This window comes from Streptomyces sp. NPDC046821, assembly GCF_040645335.1.
Taxonomy (GTDB): domain Bacteria; phylum Actinomycetota; class Actinomycetes; order Streptomycetales; family Streptomycetaceae; genus Streptomyces.
In genome coordinates this window covers 178,599-202,086 of sequence record NZ_JBEYYB010000007.1, presented here as the reverse complement: position 1 = coordinate 202,086, position 23,488 = coordinate 178,599, and the positions used below count along the sequence as shown (strand labels likewise).

Annotated in this window: 20 protein-coding genes; 11 read left to right on the top strand and 9 right to left on the bottom strand. The window is 72.4% G+C overall.

All coding sequences use genetic code 11. From position 1 onward, the window contains the following. Positions 1-11: 11 nt before the first annotated feature. From ABZ893_RS16015 to ABZ893_RS15985, 7 genes are all read right to left on the bottom strand, one after another. Positions 12-1,181, bottom strand: coding sequence for an acyl-CoA dehydrogenase family protein (locus ABZ893_RS16015; RefSeq protein WP_361402979.1), 1,170 nt, complete (start codon positions 1,179-1,181; stop codon positions 12-14). Next, entirely contained in the window at positions 1,178-3,091 is a 1,914-nt protein-coding gene (locus ABZ893_RS16010) for a biotin carboxylase N-terminal domain-containing protein (RefSeq protein ID WP_361402976.1), read from the bottom strand. Before ABZ893_RS16010 ends, ABZ893_RS16015 begins: the two co-directional genes overlap by 4 nt. Before the next feature lie 8 nt (positions 3,092-3,099). Continuing rightward, entirely contained in the window at positions 3,100-4,698 is a 1,599-nt protein-coding gene (locus tag ABZ893_RS16005) for a carboxyl transferase domain-containing protein (RefSeq protein WP_361402973.1), read from the bottom strand. Further along, complete coding sequence (locus ABZ893_RS16000) at positions 4,695-6,422, bottom strand: acyclic terpene utilization AtuA family protein (protein WP_361402971.1); 1,728 nt, start codon at positions 6,420-6,422, stop codon at positions 4,695-4,697. The genes ABZ893_RS16005 and ABZ893_RS16000 overlap by 4 nt, the downstream gene beginning before the upstream one ends. Then, positions 6,419-7,213 (bottom strand): TIGR03084 family metal-binding protein, encoded by a 795-nt coding sequence (locus ABZ893_RS15995; RefSeq protein ID WP_361402968.1) that lies wholly within the window; start codon positions 7,211-7,213, stop codon positions 6,419-6,421. The genes ABZ893_RS16000 and ABZ893_RS15995 overlap by 4 nt, the downstream gene beginning before the upstream one ends. A 125-nt stretch (positions 7,214-7,338) precedes the next feature. Beyond that, a complete protein-coding gene (locus ABZ893_RS15990; protein WP_361403560.1) occupies positions 7,339-8,274 on the bottom strand; it encodes an EamA family transporter in 936 nt (311 codons plus the stop codon). 403 nt (positions 8,275-8,677) lie between these two features. Continuing rightward, on the bottom strand, positions 8,678-11,566 hold the full coding sequence (locus ABZ893_RS15985) for an FAD-binding and (Fe-S)-binding domain-containing protein (protein WP_361402965.1): 2,889 nt from the start codon (positions 11,564-11,566) through the stop codon (positions 8,678-8,680). A 148-nt stretch (positions 11,567-11,714) separates the two neighbouring features. Here ABZ893_RS15985 and ABZ893_RS15980 point away from each other — a divergent pair, with 148 nt between their 5' ends. The 8 genes from ABZ893_RS15980 to ABZ893_RS15945 all read left to right on the top strand — a co-directional run bounded on the left by ABZ893_RS15980 (position 11,715) and on the right by ABZ893_RS15945 (position 19,215). Next, positions 11,715-13,493, top strand: coding sequence for an ATP-binding protein (locus ABZ893_RS15980; protein ID WP_361402962.1), 1,779 nt, complete (start codon positions 11,715-11,717; stop codon positions 13,491-13,493). After that, positions 13,490-13,921 carry a roadblock/LC7 domain-containing protein gene (locus ABZ893_RS15975; protein WP_361402960.1) on the top strand — a complete coding sequence of 144 codons (432 nt, stop codon included), beginning with the start codon at positions 13,490-13,492 and terminating at the stop codon, positions 13,919-13,921. The genes ABZ893_RS15980 and ABZ893_RS15975 overlap by 4 nt, the downstream gene beginning before the upstream one ends. Then, a complete protein-coding gene (locus ABZ893_RS15970) occupies positions 13,918-14,277 on the top strand; it encodes a DUF742 domain-containing protein (RefSeq protein ID WP_361402958.1) in 360 nt (119 codons plus the stop codon). Before ABZ893_RS15975 ends, ABZ893_RS15970 begins: the two co-directional genes overlap by 4 nt. Next, positions 14,258-14,914 carry an ATP/GTP-binding protein gene (locus tag ABZ893_RS15965; RefSeq protein WP_361402956.1) on the top strand — a complete coding sequence of 219 codons (657 nt, stop codon included), beginning with the start codon at positions 14,258-14,260 and terminating at the stop codon, positions 14,912-14,914. The genes ABZ893_RS15970 and ABZ893_RS15965 overlap by 20 nt, the downstream gene beginning before the upstream one ends. A gap of 17 nt (positions 14,915-14,931) precedes the next feature. Further along, positions 14,932-16,185, top strand: coding sequence for a cytochrome P450 (locus ABZ893_RS15960; protein WP_361403557.1), 1,254 nt, complete (start codon positions 14,932-14,934; stop codon positions 16,183-16,185). Positions 16,186-16,223: 38 nt separating this feature from the next. After that, complete coding sequence (locus ABZ893_RS15955) at positions 16,224-17,459, top strand: cytochrome P450 (RefSeq protein ID WP_361402953.1); 1,236 nt, start codon at positions 16,224-16,226, stop codon at positions 17,457-17,459. A 128-nt stretch (positions 17,460-17,587) separates the two neighbouring features. Further along, positions 17,588-18,706 (top strand): phosphoserine transaminase, encoded by a 1,119-nt coding sequence (gene serC / locus ABZ893_RS15950; protein ID WP_361402951.1) that lies wholly within the window; start codon positions 17,588-17,590, stop codon positions 18,704-18,706. A gap of 104 nt (positions 18,707-18,810) precedes the next feature. Beyond that, positions 18,811-19,215 carry a PPOX class F420-dependent oxidoreductase gene (locus tag ABZ893_RS15945; RefSeq protein WP_361402947.1) on the top strand — a complete coding sequence of 135 codons (405 nt, stop codon included), beginning with the start codon at positions 18,811-18,813 and terminating at the stop codon, positions 19,213-19,215. A 50-nt stretch (positions 19,216-19,265) separates the two neighbouring features. Here the strand turns inward: ABZ893_RS15945 and ABZ893_RS15940 are convergent, their stop codons facing one another. Continuing rightward, positions 19,266-20,246: a WD40 repeat domain-containing protein gene (locus ABZ893_RS15940; protein WP_361402944.1), complete on the bottom strand. Its 981-nt coding sequence runs from the start codon at positions 20,244-20,246 to the stop codon at positions 19,266-19,268. A 70-nt stretch (positions 20,247-20,316) separates the two neighbouring features. On the opposite strand from ABZ893_RS15940, the gene ABZ893_RS15935 reads away from it, so the two are divergent. Further along, entirely contained in the window at positions 20,317-21,009 is a 693-nt protein-coding gene (locus ABZ893_RS15935; protein WP_361403554.1) for a GDSL-type esterase/lipase family protein, read from the top strand. Between the two features lie 30 nt (positions 21,010-21,039). Then, the gene (locus ABZ893_RS15930; RefSeq protein ID WP_361402941.1) at positions 21,040-22,029 is read left to right on the top strand and encodes an aldo/keto reductase; all 990 of its coding nucleotides are present in this window, start codon (positions 21,040-21,042) and stop codon (positions 22,027-22,029) included. A gap of 348 nt (positions 22,030-22,377) precedes the next feature. Here ABZ893_RS15930 and thpR read toward each other — a convergent pair whose 3' ends face one another. Further along, complete coding sequence (gene thpR, locus ABZ893_RS15925; protein ID WP_361402938.1) at positions 22,378-22,947, bottom strand: RNA 2',3'-cyclic phosphodiesterase; 570 nt, start codon at positions 22,945-22,947, stop codon at positions 22,378-22,380. Positions 22,948-22,964: 17 nt separating this feature from the next. Between thpR and ABZ893_RS15920 the strand changes: the two genes are divergently transcribed. Next, the gene (locus ABZ893_RS15920; RefSeq protein ID WP_361402935.1) at positions 22,965-23,474 is read left to right on the top strand and encodes a GNAT family N-acetyltransferase; all 510 of its coding nucleotides are present in this window, start codon (positions 22,965-22,967) and stop codon (positions 23,472-23,474) included. Positions 23,475-23,488 lie beyond the last annotated feature (14 nt).

Below are 23,488 nucleotides of genomic sequence, written 5' to 3'. Positions count from 1 at the left end.
ATGGCATGACGTCAGTACGACTTGGGGAGTCCCAGGGTCTGGTGGGACACGTAGTTGAGGATCATCTCCCGGCTGACGGGCGCGATACGGGCTACCCGGGACGCCGTGATGAGGGACGCGAGGCCGAACTCGCGGGTGAGGCCGTTGCCGCCGAGCGTGTGCACCGCCTGGTCGACGGCCTTCACGCAGGCCTCGGCGGCGGCGTACTTGGCCATGTTCGCGGCCTCCCCCGCCCCGATGTCGTCGCCCGCGTCGTACAGGTGGGCCGCCTTCTGCATCATGAGCCTGGCCGTCTCCAGCTCGATGTGGGCCTGCGCGAGCGGGTGCGCGATGGCCTGGTGCGCGCCGATCGGCGCCTTCCACACGGTGCGCTCCTTCGCGTACTCGACGGCCTTGCCGAGGGCGAAGCGGCCCATGCCGATCGCGAAGGCTGCCGTCATGACGCGCTCGGGGTTGAGCCCGGCGAACAGCTGGAGCAGCCCGGCGTCCTCGTCCCCGACGAGCGCGTCGGCGGGCAGCCGTACGTCGTCGAGCGTGAGCTCGAACTGTTTCTCCGGCGCCTGGAGTTCCATGTCGATCTGCCGCCGTCCGAAGCCCTCGGCGTCACGCGGCACGATGAACAGACACGGCTTGAGGCTGCCGGTCTTCGCGTCCTCGGTACGGCCCACGATGAGAGTGGCGTCGGCGATGTCGACGCCCGAGACGAACACCTTGCGCCCGTTCAGGATCCACTCGCCGGTGTCGGCGTCACGGCGGGCCGTCGTGGTGATGCGGTGCGAGTTGGAACCGGCGTCGGGCTCGGTGATGCCGAACGCCATCGTGCGGCTGCCGTCGGCGAGACCGGGCAGCCAGGCCGCCTTCTGCTCGTCCGTGCCGAAGCGCGCGATGACGGTCCCGCAGATCGCGGGGGACACGACGAGCATGAGCAGCGGCGCACCACTGGCCCCCAACTCCTCAAGAACCAGCGACAGTTCATAGATTCCGCCGCCCCCGCCGCCGTACTCCTCGGGCAGGTTCACCCCCAGGTAGCCGAGCTTGGCGGCCTCCGCCCACAGTTCCTCGGGATGGCCTCCCTCGCTGACGACGCGCGTCAGGTAGTCGCGTCCGTAGCGGCGCCCGAGAGCGGCGACGGCGGAACGCAGGGCCTGGTGCTCCTCGGATTCGAGGACGGGAGCATTCACGACTGATCCTCCTGTACGACGGCGAGCAGGGCGCCGACCTCGACCTGGCGGCCGGGCGCGGCGTGCAGGGCGGTGAGCGTGCCGGAGGCGGGAGCGGTGACGCGGTGCTCCATCTTCATGGCCTCCAGCCAGATCAGGGGCTGTCCGGCGGTGACCGTGACGCCTTCGGCGAGCCCTTCGGCGAGCCGGACGACGGTGCCGGGCATAGGGGCGAGCAGGGAGCCGGGCTCCTGCTGCGCGACGGGTTCGGGGAGCCGGGGCAGCGCGGTCAGCGTCACGCCGTTCACGTAGACGCGCTCGCCGTGCACTGCGACGTCGAACTTCCGCACCACGCCGTCCACTTCGAGCACGACGAGTGACGGGGTCGCCCGGACGACGCGCACGCCGTCCGCTGTGAGGCCGCCGCGCGTGTGGCGGTAACGCACCTCGTGCTCGGTCCCGTCGGGTTCGGTGCGGTAGCGCTTGACCTGCGGCTGCGAGGCGACGTTGCGCCAGCCGCCGAACCGGGAGCGCCCGTGCGCGTCGGCGAGGGCGGCGGCGAGCACGACTAGGGGCGGTCGCGCAGCGACTCCGTTGAGGGCGGTGGTGGGAGACGGGTGGGAGTACGGGTCCGGACTGGGTGCCGTGAGGGCGGTCAGGTGCCGGTCGTAGAACCCGGTGTCGGCGCCGCCCGCGACGAACTCGGGGTGCCGCAGGGACCGTACGAGCAGGTCACGATTGGTGACCGGGCCGTGCACGACGGCCCGCTCCAGGGCGCCCGCGAGCTTGCGTACGGCCTCGGCTCGGGTGGGTGCGTGGGCGACGGCCTTGGCGAGCATCGCGTCGTAGTGCACGCCGATCTCGTCTCCGTCGGTGAATCCGGTGTCCAGGCGGACGGATCCCGGGACGGAGAGCCGGTGCAGGGTGCCGGTCTGCGGGGCCCAGCCGGCGACCGGGTCCTCCGCGTACAGGCGCGCCTCGACGGCGTGGCCGCGCGCGGGCGGCGGCTCCTCGTCCAGGGGTTCGCCCTCGGCGACGCGCAGTTGCAGCGCGACGAGGTCGACGCCGAACACGGCCTCAGTGACGGGGTGTTCGACCTGGAGGCGGGTGTTCATCTCCAGGAAGTGCGCGGTGTCGCCGGAGACCAGGAACTCGACGGTTCCGGCACCCCGGTAACCGGTGGCGCGGGCGGCTTTGACGGCCATGTCCCGTACGGACACTTCGAGTTCGGGCGTCAGGCCAGGCGCCGGGGCCTCCTCCACGACCTTCTGGTGGCGCCGCTGGAGCGAGCAGTCGCGCGTGCCGAGCGCCCACACGGTGCCGTGCGCGTCGGCCATGATCTGCACCTCGACGTGCCGCCCGCCCTCGATGTACGGCTCGACGAACACCTCACCGTCCCCGAAAGCGCTCAGCGCCTCGGCACGGGCCGCCTCCAACTCACCATCCAGATCGGCGAGTTCGCGTACGACCCTCATGCCGCGCCCGCCACCACCGGCGGCGGCCTTCACCAGGACCGGCAGATCGCCCGCCGTGATGTCCCCGGCCTCCAGAGGCTTGATCCCCATGAGTTCCTTGGCGCGCGTCTTGGACGCCATGGCCTCGATCGCCTCGGGCGGCGGGCCGATCCAGGTGAGGCCCGCGTCGGTCACGGCCCGAGCGAAGTCCGCGTTCTCGGACAGGAACCCGTACCCCGGGTGCACGGCATCGGCGCCGGCGTCGAGCGCGGCCTTCACGACGAGGTCGCCGCGCAGATAGGTCTCGGCGGGGGTGGCCCCGGGAAGCCGTACGGCGAGATCGGCCTCGCGCACGTGCAGCGCGTCGGCGTCCGGGTCGGAGTGCACGGCGACGGTACGAATGCCCAGGTCACGGCAGGTACGGAAGACGCGGCAGGCGATCTCGCCACGGTTGGCGACAAGCAGGGAAGTAATCACGTTCCGCCTCACATCCGGAAGACGCCGAAGCCACCGCGCGCACCTTCGAAGGGCGCCGTGTGGATCGCGGACAGGCACAGGCCGAGGACGGTCCGGGTGTCGCGCGGGTCGATGACCCCGTCGTCGTACAGCCGCCCGGAGAGGAACATCGGCAGGGACTCGGACTCGATCTGCTGCTCCACCATCGCCCGCAGCGCCGCGTCGGCGTCGTCGTCGTACGGCTGCCCCTTGGCGGCGGCGGACTGCCGGGCCACGATCGACAGGACGCCCGCGAGCTGCTGCGGCCCCATCACGGCGGACTTGGCGCTGGGCCAGGCGAACAGGAAGCGCGGGTCGTACGCGCGCCCGCACATCCCGTAGTGGCCGGCCCCGTACGAGGCGCCCATGAGGACGGACAGATGCGGGACACGGGAGTTGGAGACCGCGTTGATCATCATCGAGCCGTGCTTGATGATGCCGCCCTGCTCGTACTCCTTGCCGACCATGTAGCCGGTGGTGTTGTGCAGGAACAGGAGGGGGATGTCGCGCTGGTTGGCGAGCTGGATGAACTGGGCGGCCTTCTGCGACTCCTCGCTGAACAGGACGCCCTGCGCGTTGGCGAGGATGCCGACCGGATAGCCGTGCAGCGAGGCCCACCCGGTGACCAGCGACGCCCCGTACAGCGGTTTGAACTCGTCGAAGTCCGAGCCGTCGACGATCCGGGCGATGACCTCGCGCGGGTCGAACGGCACCTTGAGGTCGCCCGGCACGATCCCGAGCAGTTCCTCCGGGTCGTACTTGGGCGGCTCCGCGAGCTGTGGATCGGCGTACGCCTTGCGGTGGTTGAGCCGGGCGACGACGCGGCGGGCCTGCCGGATCGCGTCCTGCTCGTCGACGGCGAAGTGGTCGGCGAGCCCGGAGGTACGGGCGTGCATCTCGGCGCCGCCGAGCGATTCGTCGTCGCTCTCCTCGCCGGTCGCCATCTTCACGAGCGGCGGCCCGCCGAGGAACACCTTCGCCCGCTCCTTGACCATGATCACGTGGTCGGACATGCCGGGGACGTAGGCGCCGCCGGCGGTGGAGTTGCCGAAGACGACGGCGATGGTGGGGATTCCGGCGGCGGACAGGCGCGTGATGTCGCGGAAGATGGCGCCGCCGGGGATGAAGATCTCCTTCTGCGAGGGCAGGTCGGCGCCGCCGGACTCGACGAGCGAGATGCACGGCAGCCGGTTCACGTACGCGATCTCGTTGGCCCGGAGCGCCTTCTTCAACGACCACGGATTACTGGCGCCGCCCCGCACGGTCGGATCATTGGCGGTGATCAGACACTCGACCCCCTCCACGACCCCGATCCCGGTGACGAGCGAGGCGCCGACCGTGTAGTCGCTGCCCCACGCGGCGAGCGGGGACAGTTCGAGGAAGGGCGTGTCGGGGTCGAGCAGCAGCTCGATCCGCTCCCGGGCGAGCAACTTGCCGCGCTTGCGGTGGCGTTGGACGTATTTCTCGCCCCCGCCCGCGAGCGCCTTGGCGTGCTCGGCCTCAAGGGCGTCGAGCTTGCCGAGCATGGCCTCGCGGTGAGCGGCGAAGTCGGCACCGCCGACATCCAGGGCCGAGGCGAGAACGGTCACAAGAGGACCTCCGGTATCTCCAGGTGACGGGAGCGCAGCCACTCGGCGAGCCCCTTGGCCTGCGGATCGAAACGGTGCCGGGAGGCGACGCCCTGGCCCAGGAGGCCGGTGACGGTGAAGTTGAGGGCGCGCAGGTTGGGGAGTACGTGGCGTACGACGGCCAGCGGGCGCGTCTCGGGCAGCAGCTCCTGGAACCGCTCGACGGTCAGCTCGTGCGCGAGCCACGCCCAGGCGTCGTCACCGTCCACCCACACGCCTACGTTGGCGTCGCCGCCCTTGTCGCCGCTGCGGGCCCCGGCGATGAGCCCTAGGGGAACGCGCCGGGTGGGGCCGGGCGGCAGGGGGTCAGGGAGGGGTGGCTCGTCCACGTCCGTCAGGGCCCGCGTCACACCCCCGTACGGGATCAACTCCCGTTCCCCGTCCGGGAGTACGGCCACATGCTCGACCTCCGCCCGGTCCACGTACGCCGCCTCGAACACCCCGTAAGGGTCGGCCTTGCCGGGCGGGGCGGTCACATGGAAGCCGGGGTAGCTGCCGAGGGCCAGCTCGATGGCGGCGCTGCTGAGGGTGCGGCCCACTGCGTCGGCGTCGGAGTCCCGCACGACGAGCCGCAGCAGGGCGCTGGCGGTCTCTTCAGTGGCGGCGTCCGCGCGATCCGTACGCGCCAGCTCCCAATCAACCTGCTCGGGGCGGGACTTGGCCCGCGCGAAAGCGTCGTCCATCTGGTCGCGTACAAGCGCTGCCTTGGCCTCGATGTCGAGGCCGGTCAGCACGAAGACAACCTCGTTGCGGAACCCGCCGAGCCGGTTGAGGCCGGTCTTGAGGGTGGGCGGCGGGGCCTCGCCGCGTACGCCGGTGACGCGGACGCGGTCCGGTCCGTCCTGCGTGAGCCGTACGGTGTCGAGCCGCGCGGTCACGTCGGGCCCCGCGTACCGGGCGCCCCCGGTCTCGTACAGGAGCTGTTCCGTCACCGTCCCCACGTCGACGAAGCCGCCCGTGCCGGGGTGCTTGGTGATGACGCAGGAGCCGTCGGCGTGGAGTTCGGCGAGGGGGAAGCCTGGGCGTCGCAGGTCCCGCCCTTTGAAGCGTGAGTGGTTGCCGCCGGTGGCCTGCGTCCCGCACTCCAGGATGTGCCCGGCGACGACGGCCCCCGCGAGCCGGTCGTACGCGTCCTCCGCCCACCCGAAGTGCCAGGCCGCGGGCCCCGTGACGAGGGCGGCGTCGGTGACGCGTCCGGTGACCACGATGTCGGCGCCGGCCGCGAGACAGGCGGTGATGCCGGCGCCTCCGAGGTAGGCGTTGGCGGTGAGCGCGCCGGGGAAACGTCCGCCCGGCGCGAGGTCGTCGCCCTCGACGTGCGCCACGCGCGCGTGGAGTCCGAGCCGGTCGGCGAGCTGCCGTACGGCGTCGGCGAGCCCGGCCGGATTGAGGCCGCCCGCGTTCGTGACGATCCGCACGCCCCGGTCGAGCGCGAGGCCGAGGGTGTCTTCGAGCTGGCGCAGGAACGTGCGGGCGTATCCGCGCGCGGGGCCCTTGAGGCGGTCGCGGCCGAGGATGAGCATGGTCAGTTCGGCGAGGTAGTCGCCGGTGAGTACGTCGAGGGGGCCGCCTTCGAGCATCTCGCGCAGGGCGTCGAAGCGGTCACCGTAGAAGCCGGAGGCGTTGCCGATACGGAGGACGTCCTGGCTCGCGGCACGGCCACCTCCGCCGGGGGTCTCGCTCACTCCGTCGCCCCCTTCGCCGGGCGCCCCGCTCCGGGCGGGCCCGCGAAGGCCTGGGCGATGTCGAGCCACCGGTCGGCGTCGGGGCCGTCGGCCCGCACGTCGACGTCGTCCCGGTGGGCGCGCTGCGTGACGAGGAGGCAGAAGTCGAGCCCGGACCCGGTGACGCGCTGGGCGGCGCCCTCGGGCCCGTACGTCCAAAGGCCGCCGGACGGGGCGGTGAGTTCGACGCGGAACTCCTCCGTCGGCGGGGTCAGCCCGCGCGCGGAGAACGCGAAGTCACGGGCCCGCACCCCGATCCGGGCCACATGCCGCAGCCGGTCCGTCGGCTTCCGTACGACAGCCAGCGCGTCGGCCACGTCCTGCCCGTGGGCCCAGGTCTCCATGAGCCGGCCGGTCGCCATGGAGGCGGCGGACATGGGCGGCCCGTACCAGGGGAAACGGGTTCCGGCGGGGGCGGCGATCAGGGCGGTGAGCAGTTCCTCGCGGCCGGCGCGCCAGCGGGCGAGGAGTTCGGCGGGCGGCAGCGCGGCGCCCGCGTCGGCTCCGTCGTCGACGAAGCGGTCGGGTGCGGCGAGGGCGTCCCGTACGAGTGCGGCGAAGGCGTCGGCGTCCGTCACGGCGAGCAGCGCGGAGTGGTCGGTCCACGCGAGGTGGGCGATCTGGTGGGCGACGCTCCAGCGGGGCGCGGGCGTCGCGAGGGCCCACCGCTCCTCGCTCAGCTCACTGACGATCAGGTCGAGTTCGGCGCTCTCACTGCGCAGATCCTCGAGCACTGCCAACGGGTCGGACACGATGCGCTCCCCTCGGGGCACGACGGCGTGCCCCGGAGCATGGCAGCGCGAGGAGAAACAATCAAGCGTGCTTGTATGAAAAATGGCCAGGGCCCTGAGGCGGTCGGAACCTCAGGGGGCTGGGCCTAGCCGGCCTCGGCGCCGGCTTCAGCCACCGTCACCTTCGCCCGGCCCCGCCCCACCTGCGTACGCACCGCTCCGATGCTGGCCGCGATGACCAGGGCGATCGCGAGGGCGGCGACGACGGACAGGGCCTGGTTCAGGATCAGGAAGCCGGCGAGCGCGGCGATGGCCGGTTCCAGGCTCATCATGACCGCGAACGTGGACGCGGGCAGGCGGCGCAGGGCCAGGAGTTCGAGGGTGTACGGCAGGACGGAGGACAGGACGGCCACGGCCGCGCCGAGGCCGACCGTCGACGGCACGACGAGTCGCGAACCGGCCTCCGCGATACCCAGCGGCAGGCACAGCACGGCCGCGACCACCATCGCGAGCGCGAGCCCGTCCGCCTGCGGGAAGCGTCGCCCCGTACGGGCACTGAAGACGATGTACGCGGCCCAGCAGCCGCCCGCCGAGATGGCGAAGGCCGCGCCGACGAGGTCGAGCCCGGCGTGGAAGCCGCCCCCGCCCAGGAGGAAGACGCCGCACAGCGCGAGGCCCGCCCAGATGGCATTGACGAGGCGCCGGGAGGTGAGGACCGACAGGGCGAGCGGGCCGAGGACCTCCAGGGTCACGGCCGGGCCCAGCGGAATCCGCGAGGCCGCCTGGTAGAAGAGCATGTTCATGCCGCCCATGGCGATGCCGAAGGCGACGACGGTGCCCCAGTCGGCGCGCGAGTGGCCGCGCAGCTTCGGCCGGCACACGACGAGGAGTACGAGCGCGGCGAACACGAGGCGCAGGGTGACGACGCCGACGGCTCCGGCGCGCGGCATCAGGGTCACGGCGACGGCCGCGCCGAACTGCACCGACACACAGCCGGCGAGCACGAGGCCGACCGGACCGAGGGAGCCCCAGCGGGAGCCCTGCGTCGCCGCGCCCTCGGGGGCGGCGGTCACGCCCGCCACCTCGGGCTGCGAGACGGCGGCCTCCGGCTGCACGAGCGCGGCGGCCGCCACGTCGGCGCCGGCCGCCGCCCGGTCGGTACGTGAGACGTTCACGTCTGAGCCTTCCCTTTCCCCTCGCCACCCGCGGTTCAAGTTCAATGAGGTGGACTCCACCGTCCAAGGTAGTACACCGCGTCATGATCGTCGGCCTCTTATATGGCTGACGCCCCGCCCGCGCGCGGGCGGACGAGCCCGCGTACGGTCGCCCCTTAGGGGCGACCGAAAAAGGCCCAATCGCCACGGTAAGGCCCCCTGGGCGGTCCGTGAAATGCCGAGTGCATCACTCCCCCGCCATCACCGAGGAGGGCAACGTCACACACGCCGCCGCCCGACCCTCTACGACAGGCCCCTTACAACGCACCCCCTACGGCACAACCCCCAGCGCCTCCGCCAGCACCTCCGCCAGATGCCGCCCCGGGCGCCCGCCCCGCCCCTCCAGCTGCTCCAGCTGCGTGCGGCACGAGAAGCCGTCCGCCAGGACAACGGCCCCCTCCCCCGCCTCACGCACAGCAGGCAGGAGCTGTTCCTCCGCGCACGCCACCGACACGTCGTAGTGGCCGTCCTCGAAGCCGAAGTTGCCCGCGAGTCCGCAGCAGCCGCCGCTCAACTCGCCTTCCAGGCCCGCCCGTTCACGGAGTCGCCGTTCGGCGGCGTCGCCGAGGACCGCGTGCTGGTGGCAGTGCGTCTGGCCCACGGCCGGGCGGTCGACGCGGGGCGGGTCCCAGTGCGGGGCGAGCCGTTCCAGGGCCTGGGCGAAGGTGAGGACGGAGTCGGCGAGGCGCCGGGCGCGGGGGTCGTCCGGGAGGAGTTCCGGCAGGTCGGTGCGGAGTGCGGCCGCGCAGGACGGTTCCAGGACGACGACGGGCAGCCCCGCGTCGATGACCGGCCGCATCAGGTCGAGGGTGCGGCGCAGCACGGCGCGGGCCCGGTCGAGCTGGCCGGTGGACGTGTACGTGAGGCCGCAGCAGACCCGCCCCCGGCGCGCCGTGAGCGTACGGGCGACGGCGGCGAGGCCGTCCGGCATGTAGGTGAGAACCCTGGTCGGCGTCGTGGCCACTGACAGCCCGGCGTCTTCGAGAACGCGGGCGGCGGCCCGCCCGACCTGCGGCGCGAGATGTTCCGTGAACGTGTCCGGCCACAGCACGACGCGGGGCCCGTCACCCCCGGACCGCGGCTGCCGCCGCCACCACGCGCTGAACGTCTCACCGGCCACCCGGGGAATCCGCCGCTCGGCCGCGATCCCGCCGAGCCGCTTGCCGACAGCCGCCAACGGCCGTACGCCTGCAAGGGAGTTGACGAGGCCGGCTGTACCCGTGAGCCCGACGCCCTTCAGCCAGCGCGGCAGCCACCCCATGGAGTAGTGCGCGGCGGGCCTGCGGCGCCCTTCGTAGTGGTGGTGCAGGAACTCCGCCTTGTACGTGGCCATGTCGACGCCGACAGGGCAGTCCGAACGGCACCCCTTGCACGACAGGCACAGGTCGAGCGCGTCCCGTACCTCCGTGGACTGCCAGCCGTCCGTGACGACCTCCCCGGCGAGCATCTCGTGCAGCAGCCGCGCGCGCCCGCGCGTGGAGTGCGTCTCGTCTCCGGTCGCCCGGAACGAGGGGCACATGACGCCACCGCCCGAAGGGGCCTTCTCCGTACGGCACTTGGCGACGCCGACGCAGCGGCGGACGGCGGCGGAGAAGTCGCCGCCGTCGTGCGGGTAGCCGAACGCGACGTCGACCGGCTCACGGGGCAGGACGGCGAAGCGCAGGTTCTCGTCGAGGCGGTGGGGGCGGACGAGCATCCCGGGATTGAGGAGCCCGTCGGGGTCCCACACGTCCTTGACGCGCTCGAAGAGGCGCACCAGGTCGGGCCCGTACATCTTCGGCAGCAGCTCGGCGCGGGCCTGCCCGTCGCCGTGTTCGCCGGACAGCGATCCGCCGTGCGCGACGACGAGTTCCGCGAGGTCCTCGGAGAACCGCCGGAACCGCCGCACCCCGAGATCCCCTAGAAGGTCGAAGTCGATGCGTACGTGGATGCAGCCGTCCCCGAAGTGCCCGTAGGGGGTGCCGCGCAGCCCGTGCTGGGCGAGCAGGCCCCGGAAGTCCCGCAGGTAGGCGCCGAGGCGGGCGGGCGGCACGGCGCAGTCCTCCCAGCCGGGCCAGGCCTCGGTGCCGTCGGGCATCCGGGTCGCGGTCCCGGAGGCGTCTTCGCGAACCCGCCACAGCGCGCGCTGACCTGCGGGTTCGTCGACGATCAGGGAGTCCGTCGTGCCGTCGGCGGCAGCCCGCACGATCTCCTCGGCTCGGGCGCGTGCCTCGGCCGGGGTGTCCCCGCCGGTCTCGACGAACAGCCAGGCCCCGCCTCTGGGCAGCCCTGTCTGGTCGCGTACGAGGTCGGCCGCCATGCCCTCCACGGTGAGCGGCCCGTAGGGGAGAAGCCCGGCGGCGGCCTCGGCGGCGGCGCTCTCGTCGGCGTAGGCGAGCACCGCGAGGGCGGATGCGCGGGGCGCTTCGACGAGCCGGACGGTGGCTTCGGTGACGATGCCGAGGGTGCCTTCGGTGCCGCAGAGGAAACGGGCGAGGTCAACGCCGCTCTCGGGGAGCAGGGCGTCGGCGGCGTACCCGGAGATGCGGCGCGGCAGGTCCGGGAACCCGGTCCGCAGCAGTGCCAGCTCGCCCTCGACCAGCTGCCGGAGCCCGGCGGGAGCGCCCTCCCAGCCCTGCCCAAGCCTCCGCTCCCCGAAGCCGTCCGGCTCACGCATGACGACCGACAGCTCCCGCACGCTGTCGGCGGTCGTCCCCCAGGCCACCGAATGGGACCCGCAGGAGTTGTTCCCGATCATCCCGCCGAGCGTGCAGCGGCTGTGCGTGGACGGATCGGGCCCGAACCGGAGCCCGTAGGGGGCGGCCGCATCCTGGAGCCGGTCGAGTACAACTCCCGGCTGTACACGAGCTGTTCGGGTCTCCGGGTCGACGTCGAGGATCCCGTTCATGTGCCGGGTGAAGTCGAGGACCAGGCCGGTGCCGGTCGCCTGTCCGGCGATGGAGGTGCCGCCGCCGCGGGCCACGACCGGGACCCCGCGCCTGCGGCACACCTCCAGGGCAGCGGCCACGTCGTCGCCGTCTCTCGGGGTGAGCACCCCGCGCGGCACCCGGCGGTAGTTGGACGCGTCCATCGTGTTCAGGGCACGCGCGGTGACGGAGAAGTCGACCCCGCCGCGCACGGCCGCCCGCAGTTCCCGTTCCAGGCCGTCCAGATCGTCCATGCCCTCCAGGATGCAGCCCCTGAGAGCCCCTGGCACGGCACGACTCTGCCCGCTTGTTCACGATACGCACATGAACGTTCCCAAACCGATCACCAACTCTCCTATAGTGACCGACAATTGACCTCCCTCCCCCCAGAGGACCCGACCGATGACCGCGCCCCACCGGCCGCCCGTACGCCCGGCCGCGCTCGCCCTGCTGGCCGCCCTCCTCGTCACCGGAGCGCTCGGCGCCGGGGCGGTCGCCCTCGCGCCGGACTCCGTGCGCACCCCGCTCGCCTGGGGCGCTGCCTGCGCCGCGCTCGCGTTCTCCGCCGTGGCCGCCTACGCCGCGCACGCCCGCGAGAGCGCCGCACGGCTGCGCCGGAGTGTCACGGAACTGCGCCACGCCGCCGACCGCAGCACTGCCGAACAGGCCCGCCTCATCGCCGAACAGGCCCGGACGACCGCCGAGCTGACAGAGGCCCGGGACGCCCGCGCCGCCGACGCCGACGGGCTCGCCGGGCAGCTGCGTAGCGCCCGCGCCGAGCGGGCCGCAGCGCTCGCCGCCTGCGCCAACGCGGCCGGGCGTATGCAGGCCCTGGCCACCGGAATGCTGGCCGACCTGCGCGAGATGGAGCACCGGCACACCGACGAGGACGTCCTCGCCGACCTGCTGCACCTCGACCACCGCACCGCCCAGGCGGGCAGGCTCGCCGACTCGGTCGCCGTGCTCACCGGCGCCCGCTCGGGCCGCCGCTGGGCCCGCCCCATCGCCATGGAGTCGATCCTGCGCGGCGCGATGGGCCGCATCGGCGGCTACCAGCGCGTGCGGGTGCACGCGAACACGGGTGTCGCCGTCGCGGGTCACGCCGCCGAAGGCGTCATGCACGCGCTCGCCGAACTCCTCGACAACGCGGCCAACTTCTCACCGCCCACCGCCGAGGTGCATGTCTACGTCGAAGAGGTGCCGGCCGGCGTCATCGTGTCCGTGGAGGACTCCGGGCTCGTGATGGGGCCGGTGCAGCTGCGCCGCGCCGAGCACGCGGTCTCCGGCGAGGCGGCCGGGCCGACGGGCCTCGGCGGCCTGTCCGGCACCCGGCTCGGACTCGCCGTCGTCGGCCGCCTGGCCCGCAAGCACGGGCTCACCGTGTCGTTCCGGCCGTCGGCCCGGGGCGGCACGGGGGTACTGCTGCTCATCCCGCAGGAACTGCTGTCCCGGACACCGGAACCGACGCGGGGGCCGAAGCCGGTGCCGGGCGTTGCGATGCCGGGTGCGGCGGGCGGGGCGCCGGGTGCCGCCGATGCGGCGCGCGGTGCGGCGGGCGGCGCCGCCAGGTCCGTGGCGCACGCGGCCGCGGGGCATGAGGTCGTGACGCATGAGCCCGTAGCGCACGAGGTCGTGACGCATGAGCCCGTGAGCGATGAGTCGCCGGCCCGCGAGGCCGCAGCGCACGAGCCCGCCGCCGGAGCCCTTCCCGTACGGGGCGAGCACGGGGCGACCAAGGCTCCCGCACCGACACCGGCGCCGGGTGACAGCGGACTGCCCAAGCGGGCGCGCGGCCGGACCCTGGCCGCCGCCGAGCGCGCACAGGCCCGTGCCGCCGCCGGGACCACCGCCGGTGCCACCGCGCCCGCCAGGACCACCGGACCCACCGAGGCCTCCGAGACCACCAACGCGAAAACGGAGGCCGCCGTCTCCGCCGCCGCCCGCTTCAGCAGCTTCCGCCAGGCGGTCCGCGCCACCACGCCCCGCGCGGAGGCCCCCGGAGCGACCAGCACTACGCCCCGTACGGAAGACCCCGTAGGGACCGGCACGGAAGACCCCGTAGGGACTCGCACAGAAGACCCCGTAGGGATGAGCACCGCGCCCCTTACGGAAGCCCCCGTAACAACCCCCACCCCACGCCCCCAAGAACCCCAGCAGGAAGAAAAGGACACCCCCCGATGAGCGGGACCACCACCGGCGCCGATCTGACCTGGCTGCTCGAAGGCCTCCTCAAGCGCACCCCGGGCACCCGGCACGCCCTGGTCCTGTCGCGCGACGGCCTCAAGCTGTGCCACACCCCCGAGCTCTCCACCGACCAGGCGGACCAGCTCGCCGCGATCGCCGCCGGGATCCAGTCCCTGGCGCACGGCGCCTCCGCCGAGTTCGGCGACGGGACCGGCGGCGTGCGCTCCTCGATGACCGAGTTCCACGGCGGCACGCTGTTCATCGTCGAGGCCGGCGAGGGCGCGCATCTCGCGGCGATCGCCGACGAGGAGGCCGACGCGGGCCTCGTCGGGCACTCCATGTCCGAGCTCGTCGAGCAGCTCGGTGAGCACCTGCGCGCCGAGCGCCGGCACGAGGACGCCTCCGCCACACCCCCGGCGTCATGAGCCGTCCCGGCCGGGACGACGCCCCCGACCGCTATTTCACCCTCACCGGAGGGCGCAGCCGGCCGGCGGCCGACGTCTCCTTCGACCTGGTGTCGCTGGTCGTCACCGAGTCGGACCCGGCTCCCGGTATGCCGTCCGAGCAGGCCGCGATCCTGCGGATGTGCGCCCGGCCCACCGCGGTGGTGGAGGTGGCGGCCGAGCTCGGCCTGCCGGTGAGCATCGTGCGCGTCCTGCTCTCCGACCTCCTGGCGCAGGGCCGTATCAGCGTCCGTCATCCGCGGATCGCCGCCTCCCCCCACCGCCGTCCCGATCCCGACATCCTGGAGCAGGTGCTCGTTGGACTCCGCAACCTCTGAACTGCCGAGCGGCCGCCGGGAGCTCGCGCCCGGCGCCGACAACGGCCTGAAGGTCGTCGTCGTCGGCGGCTTCGGCGTCGGCAAGACCACCCTGGTCCGCTCCGTGAGCGAGATCCGTCCCCTCAACACCGAGGAGACGATGACGCAGGCGGGGAAGGGCGTGGACGACCTCGCCGACCTCGACGGCGTCCGTACGAAGACGTCGACGACGGTCGCCTTCGACTTCGGCCGCATCACGCTCGACGAGCACAACGTCCTCTACCTGTTCGGCGCCCCCGGCCAGGAGCGCTTCTGGTTCCTGTGGGACCGGCTGTTCTCCGGCACGCTCGGCGCGGTCGTCCTCGTCGACTCGCGGCGCATCGAGGACTCCTGGTACGCGATCGACCGCCTGGAGCACCACGGCACGCCGTTCATCGTGGCGCACAACGACTTCGGCGGCCCGTCGCACACCCTGGAGCAGCTGCGCGAGGCCCTCGACCTCGACCCCGAGGTGCCGCTCGTCCGGTGCGACGCGCGCGCCCGCGAGTCCAGCAAGGACGTCCTGATCGCGCTCCTCGAACACCTCAAGACGCTCTACGCCACTCAAGGCGCCACTCAAGCCCGTCAGCCGTACGTGCCTCAGGAGACCGCCCCGTGACAAGCCCCGGCTGCCCCTTGTCCGAGCACAACACCGCGCACGGCACCGCGCACGGCACCGCCGACGCCCCCGCCCCCGTACCGCTGTCCGGCCCCCGCTTCGCGACCGAACCCGCCACCCTCTACCGGGAGATGCGCCGCGACCACGGCGCCGTCGCGCCCGTCGTGCTCGACGGCGACATCCCGGCCTGGCTGGTCCTCGGCTACCGCGAACTGCACCAGGTGACCGGCGATCCGGCCCTGTTCAGCCGCGACTCCGAGCTGTGGAACCAGTGGGAGCACATCCCCGCCGACTGGCCGCTGCTGCCGATGATCGGCCGCAAACAGCCGTCGATCCTCTACACGGTCGGCGAGCGGCACCGGCAGCGCGCCGCGATGATCAGTCACGCCCTTGAGGCCGTCGACCCGTTCGAACTCAAGGCGCACGCCGAGCAGTTCGCGGACGAGCTGATCGACGGCTTCTGCGGCAAGGGCGAGTGCGACATCATCGCCGACTACGCGATGATGCTGCCGGTCCGCGTCCTGGCCCGCATCTACGGCTTCCCCGACGAGCAGGGCCCCGGCCTGGTCTCGGCGATGAACGACATGATCGACGGCCGGGAGCGCGCCCTCGCCGGCCAGCAGCACCTCGCGGGGTCGATGGTCGGGCTGCTCGCCGCCAAGCACACGGCGCCGGGCGAGGACGTGGCCTCGTACATGCTCCAGGACCCGTCGGGGTTCACGGCCGAGGAGGTCGCCCAGGACCTCATGGTGATGATGGCGGCCGGGCACCAGCCCACCGCCGACTGGATCGGCAACTCGCTGCGCCTGATGCTCACCGACGACCGGTTCGCCGCGTCCCTGTTCGGCGGGCGGCACAGTGTCGCCGAGGCGATGAACGAGGTGCTGTGGGAGGACGCCCCGACGCAGAACGTCGCCGGGCGCTGGGCCACCCGTGACACCCGGCTCGGCGACCGCCACATCCGCTCGGGCGACCTGCTGCTGCTCGGCGTCGGCGCGGCCAACGCCGACCCGCAGGTGCGCACGGACGCCTCCGTCCTCACGGGCGGCAACAGCGCCCACTTCTCGTTCGGGCACGGCGAGCACCGCTGCCCGTTCCCCGCGCAGGAGGTCGCCGAGGTCATCGCGCGGACCGGCATCGAGGTGGTCCTCGACCGGCTGCCCGACATCGACCTGGCCACGCCGGCCGCGGCCCTCACCCGGCGGCCCTCGCCGTGGCTGCGCGGCCTCACCGACCTCCCGGTCCGCTTCACACCGACGCCCGCCCTCTGACAACTCCCTTTGTCCACACCTCTCTTGGAGCACCCCCTATGACGACGTCCGCCTGCCCGCACGCGCCCACCGGCCGTATCGCCCTCGACCCCTTCGTCACCGACCTGGAGGCCGAGACCGCCCGGCTGCGCGCGGCGGGCCCGCTGGTGGAGGTGGAACTGCCCGGCGGCGTCCCCGTGTGGGCGGTCACGCACCATGCCGAGGCCCGCCAACTCCTCACCGACAAGCGCCTGGTGAAGGACATCGAGGTGTGGGGCGCCTGGCAGCGCGGCGAGATCCCCGCCGACTGGCCGCTGATCGGCCTGGCCAACCCGGGCCGCTCGATGCTCACCGTCGACGGCGAGGATCACCGCCGGCTGCGCGCCCTGGTGGCACAGGCGCTGACCGTGCGCCGGGTGGAGCGGCTGCGCGAGCGGATCGAGGAGCTGACGGCGGGCCTGCTCGACAAGCTCCCCGCCGAGGGCACGGTCGACTTGAAGGCCGAGTTCGCCTACCCGCTGCCCATGTACGTGATCAGCGACCTGATGGGCATAGACGAGGCCGACCACCCGCGCCTGAAGGTCCTCTTCGACAAGTTCTTCTCCACGCAGACCCCGCCGGAGGAGGTCGTCGCGACGCTCGGCGAGCTCGCGGCGATGATGGCCGCAGTCGTCGCGGCCCGCCGCGCCGAGCCGGGCGACGACCTGACCAGCGCCCTGATCCAGGCCTCCGAGGACGGCGACCACCTCACCGACGCGGAGATCGTCTCCACGCTCCAGCTGATGGTCGCGGCCGGCCACGAGACGACGATCTCCCTCATCGTGAACGCCGTCGTGAACCTGTCCAAGCACCCCGACCAGCTGGCCCTCGTCCTCGACGGCAAGGCCACCTGGGAGCAGGTCGTCGAGGAGACGCTGCGCCACTCGACGCCCACCTCGCACGTCCTGATCCGGTTCGCCGCCGAGGACATCCCGGTCGGGGACGGGACCCTGCGCAAGGGCGAGGCCCTGATCGTCTCCTTCGGCGCGATCGGCCGGGACGAGCAGGCGCACGGCCCGACGGCCGGCGAGTTCGACATCACCCGCGACTCGCCGACCCGGCACATCTCGTTCGGCCACGGCCCGCACGTCTGCCCGGGTGCGGCCCTGTCCCGACTGGAGGCCGGCGTGGCGCTGCCCGCGCTGTACGCCCGCTTCCCCGGCCTCCGGCTCGCGGTCGAGCCGGGCGAGCTGCGCAACAAGCCGGTCGTGACGCAGAACGACCTGTTCGAACTGCCGGTACGGCTGCGGGGCTGATATTCAGCCCCTCCGGCGTTTGAGGAGCGGGGTCCGGGGCGGAGCCCCGAGGCGTTGCCCCGGACGGGCGGGATCTCAGCCGACGGACAGCGGAAGGAATGCCTACTGCAAGCCGCTAGGCTCACCCCGTGGCTGAGATCCAGATTCCCGCTGACATCAAGCCCGCCGACGGACGTTTCGGCGCGGGCCCCTCCAAGGTGCGCACGGAGGCGCTGGACGCCCTGGCCGCCACCGGCACCTCCCTCCTCGGTACCTCTCATCGCCAGGCCCCGGTCAAGAACCTGGTCGGCCGCGTCCGTGAGGGCGTGAAGGACCTGTTCTCCCTCCCCGAGGGCTACGAGGTGATCCTGGGCAACGGCGGCTCCACCGCCTTCTGGGACGTGGCGACCCACGGCCTGATCGAGAACAAGTCGCAGCACCTCAACTTCGGCGAGTTCTCCTCCAAGTTCGCGAAGGCCGCCAAGCTCGCCCCGTGGCTGGCCGAGCCGACGGTCATCGCCTCCGAGCCGGGCACGCACCCCGAGGCGCAGGCCGAGGCCGGCGTCGACGTGTACGGCCTGACGCACAACGAGACCTCCACCGGTGTCGCCGCCCCGATCAAGCGTGTCGCGGGCGCCGACGAGGGCGCCCTCGTCCTGGTGGACGCGACCTCCGGCGCGGGCGGCCTGCCGGTCGACATCACCGAGTCGGACGTCTACTACTTCGCCCCGCAGAAGTCCTTCGCGGCGGACGGCGGCCTGTGGCTGGCGGTGTTCTCGCCCGCCGCGATCGAGCGCGCCGAGCGCATCCACGCGTCCGGCCGGCACATCCCGGAGTTCTTCTCGCTGCCGACGGCGATCGACAACTCCCGCAAGAACCAGACGTACAACACCCCGGCGCTCGCGACGCTGTTCCTGCTGGCCGACCAGCTGGAGTGGATGAACAGCCAGGGCGGTCTGGCCTTCACCACGGGCCGTACGAAGGACTCCTCCACGCGCCTGTACAGCTGGGCCGAGGAGTCGAAGTACGCGACGCCGTTCGTCACCGACGCGGCCAAGCGTTCGCAGGTCATCGGCACGATCGACTTCGACGACTCGGTCGACGCCGCCGCGGTCGCCAAGGCGCTCCGCGCCAACGGCATCGTGGACACCGAGCCGTACCGCAAGCTGGGCCGCAACCAGCTGCGCATCGCGATGTTCCCGGCGATCGACCCGGCGGACGTCGAGGCGCTGACGAAGTGCATCGACTACGTGATCGAGAAGCTCTAGTCACTTCGTTCCACAGGACTACGTAGATGGGGCGCCCGGCACACGCCGGGCGCCCCATCGGCGTAGAGGGTGACAGAACGCCCGCGGAGTGCCTCCATGGAGGTATGACCACGGAACCCACGAGCCCCGTGCTCGCACCCCTGATCAAGCAGTACGCGGTCCTGCTCACCTCGCACAAGAAGGACGGCACGGGTGTCGGCACCCCCGTGAACATCGCCGTCGAGGGCGACCACGCGTACTTCCGCACCTACGGAAAGGCGTGGAAGGTCAAGCGGATGCGCAACGACCCCGAGGTGGAGATCGCCCCTTCGACCCTGCGCGGCGCCCCCACGGGCCCCGAGTTCAAGGCCCGGGTCCGGCTCCTCGACGAGGACGGCGAGGAGGCGAAGCACGCGGCGAAGCTGCTCCGCCGCAAGCACCCGGTGATCCACGGCTTCGCGGTCCCGCTGGCGCACAAGATGCAGCGCGACCGGACGCTGCACTACGAGCTACGGGTCCTCGAGGACTGACCACCGGCGCGTGGCCATCGGCGAGCGACAGCCCGCCCGCCCCGGCCGCGCTACTTCTTCGGCCGCCGCACCAGCCGCCCGATCCCCAGCACCACGATGAGCAAGGCGACCAGCCCGACCGCACTCGCGCTGAACCCGGTGTCGATCCGCCCGTCACCGGCCTGCGCCCCGCTCCCCGACGGGGACTTGGAGTCGCCGCCCCCGCCGCTCCCCTCCACCGGCTCCGGCTGCACCGCGCTCCCCCGGCCCTCACTCCCGTAGAGCAGCGTCTTCCCGTCGAGGGTGTACGTGACGGACTCGCCCTGCGGCTGCACCGGCACGGTCAGCTGTCCCTCCCTCTTCGGCCTCCCGTCGTTCCAGGTGTACGAGATGCCGCCGAAGTAGCCGCGCAGGGCGAGGTGACGCCCGTCGGGCGAGAACGCGCCGTCCGTGACCCACAGGTCGATCCCGGCGACGCGCCGGAACACGTTCGTGCCGGTGGCGGAGAGCGTGGCGGGGCCTTCGTACAGCCCTCCGCCGTCCTCGTTCTTCTCCGCGATGTAGACGCGCCCGGTCTTCGGATGGACCATCAGCGCCTCGGCGTTGCGCGGGCCGTTCGCGTACTGCACGGTGAACTGCGTCGCCCGTACCGTCTGGTCGCGCAGTTCCTTCGGCTCGGGCAGCTTGTAGATCCATACGTGGGACCAGGAGCCGCCGAGGTTGTCCCCGATGTCACCGACGTAGAGGTTGTCGTCGGGGCCGACCGAGATCGCCTCGACGTCGCGCGGGGCGCCGACACCGGTCAGGGTGAGCGTGGCGACGGTCTCCCCGGTCCTGCCGTCGACCGCGTACAGGTAAGGGCCGTCGCCGCTATCGTTGTGGGTCCAGTAGATCCCCGGGTGGAGACGGGACGCGGCGAGGCCGCTGGACTCGGCGATCCTGGGGTCCTTGATGGTGAAGCCGTCGCTGCCCGGGTCGTCCGCCAGGGCGGGAGCGGCGGCACCGAACGCGAGAACGACTGCGGCTCCGGCCGCCCCCAGAAACGTACGCATGTCCCTCAGCTTGCCAGGGCGTGCGCAGCGTCACACACCCTGCCCGCGCATGATCCGCGATGATGAGCGGATGCTCAGGTTCATGTTCGTCGGCGACTCGATGACGATAGGCAGCGCGGGCGAACTCACCTGGCGCTACCGGATGTGGCAGCACCTGCGGGCCGCCTACGGGGACGACGGTTTCGCCGTCGTCGGCCCCCGCGACACGCTCTACGACAAGACGGCGGACGCGCCGCTCTCCCACGACCACGCCGACGCCGAGCCCGCCTTCCCGCGCGCCCACCTCGCGGGCTGGGGCGAGGGCTGGCTGCACATGGCGCCCGTCATCGAGGAAGCCGTCACCGCCGCGCGAGCCGACGTCCTGCTCATCTCCCTCGGGCTGATCGACCTCGGCTTCTACACGGACGCCGAGCAGACCGCGGACAACGCCCGCGCGTTCGTCGCCGCCGCCCGCGCCGCGAACCCGCACGTGCGCCTCGTCCTGCTCCCGGTCATCCCGAACGTGCGCGCCGAGACGGACGCCCCCTTCGCCGCCGAGGTCGCCCACTTCAACACGCTCCTCGCCAAGGCGGTCGCCGACCTCGACGAGGGCCGCTCACCGCTGCTCCTGGCCTCGGTCCCGGAGTCGTACGACATCCACACGGACACGTACGACGGCACGCACCCGAACGCGAGCGGCGAGCACAAACTCGCGGCCGCGTTCGACCGGGCGATGAGCCAGGCGTGGGGACCGGCAGGCACGTGGCCCACGGGGCTTGCCTAGAGACCGTTCCACGCCGTTGGCTTACGACCCATGGAGTACACGCAGCTCGGACGCACAGGACTCAAGGTCAGCCGGCTCGTCCTCGGCACGATGAACTTCGGTCCGCAGACGGACGAGGCCGCCAGCCACGCGATCATGGACGCGGCGCAGGCCTCGGGGATCAACTACTTCGACACGGCCAACGTCTACGGCTGGGGCGAGAACAAGGGCCGGACCGAGGAGTACATCGGCAGCTGGTTCGCCCAGAACGGCGGCCGGCGCGAGAAGACGGTCCTGGCCACCAAGGTCTACGGCTCGATGAATCGCCAGAGCGAGACCTGGCCGAACGACGACAAGCTGTCGGCGCTGAACATCCGGCGGGCGGTTGAGGCGAGCCTGAAGCGCCTTCAGACCGACTACATCGACATCTACCAGTTCCACCACATCGACCGCCTGACCCCGTTCGAGGAGATCTGGCAGGCGATCGACGTCCTGATCCGGCAGGGCAAGATCCTCTACGCCGGGTCGTCCAACTTCCCCGGCTACAAGATCGCCCAGGCCAACGAGACAGCCGCCCGGCGCGGCATGGTCGGCCTCGTCAGCGAGCAGTGCCTCTACAACCTCGCGGAGCGCCGCGCCGAGATGGAGGTCATCCCGGCCGCGCAGGAGTACGGCCTCGGGGTCATCCCCTGGTCGCCGCTGCACGGCGGACTGCTCGGCGGCATCATCCGCAAGGAGTTCGAGGGCGGCCGCCGAGCGAGCGGCCGGGCGGCGGAGGCACTGGCGGACCCGGTGACGCGTGGCCGCGTCCAGGCCTACGAGGACCTGCTCGACAAACACGGCCTGGAGCCGGGCGAGACGGCCCTGGCCTGGCTCCTGACCCGCCCCGGAGTGACGGGCCCGATCGTCGGCCCCCGCACCCCGGACCAGCTCGCCTCGGCCCTGCGGGCGGTCGAACTGGAACTGAGCGAGGAAGTCCTCACGTCCCTGGACGAGATCTTCCCGGGCCCGGGCCCGTCACCGGAGGCGTTCGCCTGGTAGAGCCGGAGGCAGCCGCCGGGGAGCTGTTCGCGGCCCCGGCGCGGGGGCTGTCACCAGAGGCATTCGCCTGGTGGCCCCGCAGCCATGCGTGCCGGCGAGCTGCTCTGAGAGCCGTACGGACCCTGGATCCTCGCGCCGCTACCGGCCGCGGGTCCGGGGGACGCCCCGGGACGATGCGGCCCCGGCGCGCAGGCAGTCACCGGAAGCGTTCGCCGGGGAGCCGTTGCGCCGCGCGCACGCGCGTGGCGGTCACTTGCCGACCGCGGCCGCCACGGCGACAACGGCGAACATCATTACCAGCACAACGGCCATGATCCGGTTACGGGTCTTCGGGTCCACCCGTCGAGGTTAACCCGTAGCGGTGAGAGGCCAGCCGCCGACCTTCTCGTAGCGGGGCCGCTCGCCCCGTACCCCGGACCTCGGCAGCCGGCTGCGGACGAGGGCCAGCTCGCCGACCGTCCACTCCTGGCCCGTGAACTCGTCGAGCGCTTCCGTGAAGGGCCGGAGGCCTACCGTGCCGTCGCCGCGGGCCACCGTGAGGTGCGCCCGGTAGTGGCGGTGTTCCTCCGTCTCCAGGCCGGCCTTGCGCGCCGCTGCCTCGGAGCGCTCGGCCAGGCGCCGCATCGTCGCGATGTCGCCGGCCGCGCCCACCCACAGGGCCCGGCTCCCGAAGTGCCCGCCGCCGCGCAGGGCCAGCGGGAAGGGCGCGGTGCGGGCCGCCGCCCGTTCCAGGCGGCGCGACAGTTCGGGCACGGTCTCTTCGGGCACCTCGCCGTAGAACGCGAGCGTGAAGTGCCAGCCGGGGCGGCCGCTCCACCGCAGCCGCCCGGCACCCTCAAGATCCCTCAACTGGTCGACGGCGCGCCCCAGTTCATCCAACGCCCCGTCCGGCGGAAGCACCGCTGCGAAGAGTCTCACCCCGCTAGTGTCCCCGTATGGAGACCTCTATGGAGATCAGGAAGGGCGGTACGGCCGACATCCCCGCGATCCTCAGGCTGTTCGACGGGGCGATGGAGTGGCTGGTGTCACAGGGCCGTACGGGCCAGTGGGGCACCCGCCCGTGGTCGACCGATCCTCGGACGGTGGCGACGGTCGAGGAGTACGTGGCGAAGGGCGAGCCGTGGATCGCCGAGCTGGACGGCGTCCCCGTCGGCACCCTGACGCTGACCGAGGAGCCGGGCTCGTACGTGGCACCGGCCGGTGAGCCCGAGCGCTACGTGCACCTGCTCGCGGCCCGCCACGGCAGCGGAGCGGGCGCCGCCCTCCTCGCCCACGCGGTACGCGAAACCCGCAGGGCGGGCGTGAGCCTCCTGCGGGTCGACTGTTACGCGGGCGACGACGGCGCCCTCGTCGCGTTCTACGAGGCGAACGGGTTCACGCGCACGGAGGCGTTCACCGGACCGGACGGCAAGTGGCCGGGCCAGGTCCTGGCCCGGCGCGTCTGACACCCGCCGCCTTC

What these genes read in the sequence shown, in the direction of transcription:
- ABZ893_RS15930 (WP_361402941.1), top strand. Translation starts at nt 21,040, where the DNA reads ATGGAGTACACGCAGCTCGGACGCACAGGACTCAAGGTCAGCCGGCTC.
- ABZ893_RS15945 (WP_361402947.1), top strand. Translation starts at nt 18,811, where the DNA reads ATGACCACGGAACCCACGAGCCCCGTGCTCGCACCCCTGATCAAGCAG.
- ABZ893_RS15970 (WP_361402958.1), top strand. Translation starts at nt 13,918, where the DNA reads ATGAGCCGTCCCGGCCGGGACGACGCCCCCGACCGCTATTTCACCCTC.
- ABZ893_RS15955 (WP_361402953.1), top strand. Translation starts at nt 16,224, where the DNA reads ATGACGACGTCCGCCTGCCCGCACGCGCCCACCGGCCGTATCGCCCTC.
- ABZ893_RS15985 (WP_361402965.1), bottom strand. Translation starts at nt 11,566, where the DNA reads ATGGACGATCTGGACGGCCTGGAACGGGAACTGCGGGCGGCCGTGCGC.
- ABZ893_RS15980 (WP_361402962.1), top strand. Translation starts at nt 11,715, where the DNA reads ATGACCGCGCCCCACCGGCCGCCCGTACGCCCGGCCGCGCTCGCCCTG.
- ABZ893_RS15920 (WP_361402935.1), top strand. Translation starts at nt 22,965, where the DNA reads ATGGAGACCTCTATGGAGATCAGGAAGGGCGGTACGGCCGACATCCCC.
- ABZ893_RS15975 (WP_361402960.1), top strand. Translation starts at nt 13,490, where the DNA reads ATGAGCGGGACCACCACCGGCGCCGATCTGACCTGGCTGCTCGAAGGC.
- ABZ893_RS15935 (WP_361403554.1), top strand. Translation starts at nt 20,317, where the DNA reads ATGCTCAGGTTCATGTTCGTCGGCGACTCGATGACGATAGGCAGCGCG.
- ABZ893_RS15940 (WP_361402944.1), bottom strand. Translation starts at nt 20,246, where the DNA reads ATGCGTACGTTTCTGGGGGCGGCCGGAGCCGCAGTCGTTCTCGCGTTC.